Annotated in this window: 1 protein-coding gene; it reads left to right on the forward strand. The window is 42.6% G+C overall.

Going from position 1 to position 2094, the window contains the following annotated elements; translation table 11 throughout:
* Nucleotides 1–1510, forward strand: a 1510-nt coding sequence (locus HCUR_RS01700; RefSeq protein WP_104206470.1) for a transketolase-like TK C-terminal-containing protein, incomplete at its 5' end; no start/stop codon positions are given.
* Nucleotides 1511–2094: the final 584 nt, after the last annotated feature.

The raw sequence follows: 2094 nt of genomic DNA on the forward strand, positions 1-2094 counted from the left end.
AATGAGTTTGGCAGGCCATTGGCGCTTGCATCAATTAATTGTATTCTGGGATGATAATGGTGTCACCATCGATGGTCCTGTGAGTCTTAGCCAAAGTGATGATATTATTCAGCGATTCAAAGCCTCTGGATGGAATACTTTAAGCATCGACGGCCATGATTTTAGTGCCATCCATCGCGCCATTGAGTGCGCGCATAAGGCATGTCAGCCCACGCTCATTGGGTGCCGAACACGTATTGGATATGGTTCTCCTAATAAAATGGGGTCTTGTCACGTGCACGGATCTCCGCTAGGTGCTCAAGAAACTCAGGCAGTAAGAAAAGCACTTTCCTGGCCTTGGGAAGAACCTTTTTTTGTGCCAGAGTCGCTGTTAATAGACTGGAAATACTTTACGCACCGGTCTTTTACATTGCGCAATGCTTGGAGAGCACGACTTTCTCAGCAAAGTCCCCAAATCCAAGCTCGTTTTTACGATGCGTTGAACAGTTCTCTTTTAAACCAAGAGACGATAGAGCAGCTCAAGCTCCAACGTTCTGAATACGAAAAAACACGCCCCTGGATTTCTACTCGTAGCGCCTCTGGCGCCGTATTAGCGGGGATTTTTCCCCATACCCGATTGTTAACGGGGTCAGCAGATCTTAAAGATTCCACCTGTACTGCTCCAGAACATTGGAATCCCTACCGTCCCTTTTTGCATTACGGTATTCGGGAACACGCCATGGCAGCTGTTATGAACGGAATTGCAGCGCATGGTGGCTTTATTCCCTGTGGCGGTACATTTTTAGTGTTTTCAGACTACCTTCGTCCCGCCCTTCGACTTTCTGCGTTAATGGGAGTAAAAGTTATATATATCATGACCCATGATTCTATTGGTCTTGGAGAAGATGGTCCAACCCATCAACCGATTGAACACTTGGTTTCTTTACGGGCTATCCCTAATTTAACTGTATTGCGTCCTGGAGACAGCATAGAAGTAGTGGAATGTTGGGAAATTGCGTTAAAAGTGAACGGTCCTGTGGTGCTGTGTTTATCTCGCCAGCCTCTTCCTTATTTTAGAAATGAAGGTGGAAAGGGAAATCAGTGTGAAGAAGGCGCGTATCCTTTAGTGTCTGTCCAGGTCCCCAAAGTCAATATTTGGGCCAGTGGCTCTGAAGTTTCTTTGGCCTTGGCAGTAGCCGAAAACCTAAGAGAAGGGTATGATATTTCATCACAAGTTTACAGTGTGCCCTGGCTGATGTACTGGCTTAAGCGCTATCCAGAACCTTGGAGTGTGTTTCCTGCCCAGCTTCAGGTATCCATAGAGGCGGCCTCTCCTTTGGGCTGGTACCAAGTTACAGGTCCAGGGGGGCTCAATATTGGTATGGAACGCTTTGGAGCTTCTGGGTCCTGCTCAGCACTCTTTGAAACGTTTGGGTTTTCCGTCAGTACCATCACTTCAACTATTGTAAAAAAAATTCAAGAGAACACTAGAGGTAATCCACCTATACCCCCTTCAGGGTTAGAAAGATAGAAAAATATTTTTATATTAATAATTTATTAAATATTTACGATCTTATTGATATGAAGAAGTTAAAATATACAGTCCTATTTCTTTTTTTTGGAAGGCTTATTTTACAAGATAGCGTTCATGCTGTTTATAAAAGTAATACGTTGACGAATCAGGGTGTAGAAAATCATAAGACACAAGAAAATCAGAGTGTATAGGAAAAGTCAGAAGTATCTTGGATAAGAATTTGACATCCTGGAGCAAACAAAACCTTCTAGAATGCAATTTCATTCCTTAAGCATGGCTTTCAAAAAACTTTCAAGTAAGGGTAAAAAGACGCAAATAAAATTAAACAATCGCTTTACCCAGAGAATCGATGGCAGCCTAACTAAATTGTCTTCAGAGCACTTCTATCAACCATTTTTCAAAACCCATTACAATTACTAAGCGTATATTAGAATAAAAGTAAAGGAACACAGACTATAATTGTGTAACTGTCCCACTGCATTGTACGATCATGAAGGGTATATTTAGGGCTAAACTATGCTTATTTTATAAGCAGTTACGCTTGAGCAGTGATCGGTAATGGTATAGCCTTCCCTTGGCGT

The sequence above is a fragment of the Holospora curviuscula genome, from assembly GCF_002930195.1.
GTDB classification, from domain to species: Bacteria; Pseudomonadota; Alphaproteobacteria; order Holosporales; family Holosporaceae; genus Holospora; species Holospora curviuscula.